The organism is Pseudomonas sp. NPDC096950, from assembly GCF_044762525.1.
GTDB lineage: Bacteria > Pseudomonadota > Gammaproteobacteria > Pseudomonadales > Pseudomonadaceae > Aquipseudomonas.
On sequence record NZ_JBIWEL010000059.1, the window covers coordinates 1 to 2,491 of the forward strand.

Below are 2,491 nucleotides of genomic sequence, written 5' to 3' on the forward strand. Positions count from 1 at the left end.
AGCACGGCGTGAACATCATGGAATTCTGCAAGGCTTTCAACGCCCGTACTCAGGGTCTGGAAGCTGGTCTGCCGACTCCAGTGATCATCACTGTCTATAGCGACCGTAGCTTCACTTTCGAAACCAAATCCACACCTGCTTCGGTTCTGCTGAAGAAAGCTGCTGGTCTGACTAGCGGTTCGGCTCGTCCGAACACTGTCAAGGTTGGCACCGTTACCCGTGCTCAGCTGGAAGAAATCGCGAAAACCAAAAACGCGGATCTGACTGCAGCTGATATGGACGCGGCCGTGCGTACTATCGCCGGTTCTTGTCGTTGCATGGGCCTTAACGTGGAGGGTGTGTAATGGCTAAGTTGACCAAACGTCAAAAGGCTATCGCCGGCAAAATCGAAGCAGGCAAGTCCTACAACTTTGTAGACGCTGCCGCTCTGCTGGCCGAGCTGTCGACTGTCAAGTTCAGCGAGTCGTTTGACGTTGCTGTAAACCTGGGTGTTGACCCGCGTAAATCCGACCAGGTCGTTCGTAGCGCTACTGTGCTGCCACACGGCACTGGCAAGACTGTTCGCGTTGCTGTGTTCACCCAGGGTCCAGCTGCTGAGGCCGCTCTGGCTGCCGGCGCTGACCGTGTAGGTATGGACGACCTGGCTGCCGAAATGAAAGGCGGCGACCTGAACTATGACGTAGTTATCGCATCCCCGGATGCAATGCGCGTTGTGGGTCAGTTGGGTCAGATCCTCGGTCCACGTGGTCTGATGCCTAACCCTAAAGTCGGCACCGTAACTCCAGACGTAGCTCCCGCGGTTAAAAATGCCAAGGCTGGTCAGGTTCGTTATCGCACCGACAAAAACGGCATCATCCACACTTCCGTTGGCAAAGTCGGTTTCGACGCTATCAAGCTGAAGGAAAACGTTGAAGCCCTGATCGCTGATCTGAAGCGTATCAAGCCAGCTTCCTCGAAAGGTATTTACGTCAAGCGCGTTACCCTGAGCACCACCATGGGTCCAGGTCTGGTCATCGACCAAGGCTCGCTCGACGCGTAAGACACAGGTTGGCGCAAGCGATTGCGCCAATTGAAAGATTGGGGTCCCTGCCTGGCGGGGGCTATCCAAGACCGTAGGCGACGCAAGTCTTAAACCTCAAGCCTACGCAGATGGTGCTCCCGGTTCCTTACCGAATCAGACACCAAAACGACATCCGGCTCCGGTTGGATGAAACGGTAACAAGCAGGAGTTAAACCCGTGGCAATTAAACTCGAAGACAAGAAGGCCATCGTCGCTGAAGTCAACGAGGCTGCCAATGTTGCCCTGTCTGCTGTTGTGGCTGATGCCCGCGGCGTGACAGTAAGCGCTATGACCGGACTCCGTAAAGAGGCTCGTGAAGCTGGCGTTTACGTACGTGTTGTACGTAACACCCTGCTCAAGCGCGCCGTTGCTGGCACTCAATATGACGTGCTCAACGACGTGTTCACTGGCCCGACCTTGATTGCATTCTCCAAAGAACATCCGGGCGCTGCTGCTCGTATCTTCAAAGAGTTCGCAAAAGGTCAGGATAAGTTCGAGATCAAGGCAGCTGCGTTCGAGGGCAAGTTCCTCGCAGCTAATCAGATCGACGTACTGGCAAGTCTGCCGACCCGTGACGAAGCAATTTCTCAGCTGATGAGCGTGATTCAAGGCGCAACCAGCAAATTGGCTCGTACTCTGGCGGCCCTTCGCGACCAGAAAGAAGCTGCCGCAGCCTAAGGCTGAGCGACTCCTTTCAGCGTTTATTGTTTATTTCGATGGCCGCGTAGGCTGTCACCCCAATACAGGAATTTATAGTCATGTCTCTGACTAACGACCAAATCATCGAAGCAATCGGCGAAAAATCCGTTCTGGAAATCGTTGAGCTGATCAAGGCCATGGAAGAGAAGTTCGGCGTTTCCGCTGCCGCTGCTTCCGCTGGTCCAGCTGCTGTCGCTGCTGTTGTTGAAGAACAAACTGAATTCAACGTCATGCTGCTGGAAGCTGGCGAGAAGAAAGTTAACGTGATCAAGGCAGTACGTGAACTGACCGGTCTGGGCTTGAAAGAAGCCAAGGCTGTAGTTGACGGCGCTCCTGGCATGGTTCTGGAAGCTGTTTCGAAAGACGCAGCTGACAAAGCCAAAGCCACTCTGGAAGAAGCAGGCGCTAAAGTCGAGCTGAAGTAAGCATCGACTTTGCGTCTCCAGCCCGAGCGTTAAGCGAAAGGCTGATGGCTGGTGGCTCTTGCCACCGGCCTTTTTCCGTTATTGGCAATCGACTCGGTCGTCGCCTATAACGCGCTGTAACCACCCGATGCGGTGGAGCAAACCATGGGGTTTGCACGATTTTCTGGCTGCTCCCGTCGGGAGGGGCCAAACAAGCAGGTGACCAAGCTGGGGAACGCTGATGGCTTACTCATATACTGAGAAATAACTTATCGGCAAGGACTTTAGCAAGTTGCCGGACGTCATGGATGTGCCGTAACTCCTGGCC

4 protein-coding genes and 1 pseudogene are annotated in these 2,491 nt (G+C 54.4%); all 5 read left to right on the forward strand.

Annotated elements, in window-relative coordinates; translation table 11 throughout:
* On the forward strand, positions 1–344 hold a 344-nt coding region (rplK, locus tag ACIQY3_RS34300; protein ID WP_403029109.1), incomplete at its 5' end, for a 50S ribosomal protein L11.
* On the forward strand, positions 344–1,039 hold the full coding sequence (rplA, locus tag ACIQY3_RS34305; RefSeq protein ID WP_403029112.1) for a 50S ribosomal protein L1: 696 nt from the start codon (positions 344–346) through the stop codon (positions 1,037–1,039). The genes rplK and rplA, both read left to right, overlap by 1 nt.
* A gap of 198 nt (positions 1,040–1,237) precedes the next feature.
* Entirely contained in the window at positions 1,238–1,738 is a 501-nt protein-coding gene (gene rplJ, locus ACIQY3_RS34310; protein ID WP_028621539.1) for a 50S ribosomal protein L10, read from the forward strand.
* A gap of 80 nt (positions 1,739–1,818) precedes the next feature.
* Positions 1,819–2,184, forward strand: coding sequence for a 50S ribosomal protein L7/L12 (gene rplL, locus ACIQY3_RS34315; protein ID WP_010467258.1), 366 nt, complete (start codon positions 1,819–1,821; stop codon positions 2,182–2,184).
* 220 nt (positions 2,185–2,404) lie between these two features.
* Positions 2,405–2,479, forward strand: a pseudogene (locus ACIQY3_RS34320) (hypothetical protein); the annotation flags it as partial.
* Positions 2,480–2,491 lie beyond the last annotated feature (12 nt).

Bases quoted from the DNA above. Each gene is read 5' to 3' on its own strand.
- rplA (WP_403029112.1), top strand. From the start codon at position 344: ATGGCTAAGTTGACCAAACGTCAAAAGGCTATCGCCGGCAAAATCGAA.
- rplL (WP_010467258.1), top strand. From the start codon at position 1,819: ATGTCTCTGACTAACGACCAAATCATCGAAGCAATCGGCGAAAAATCC.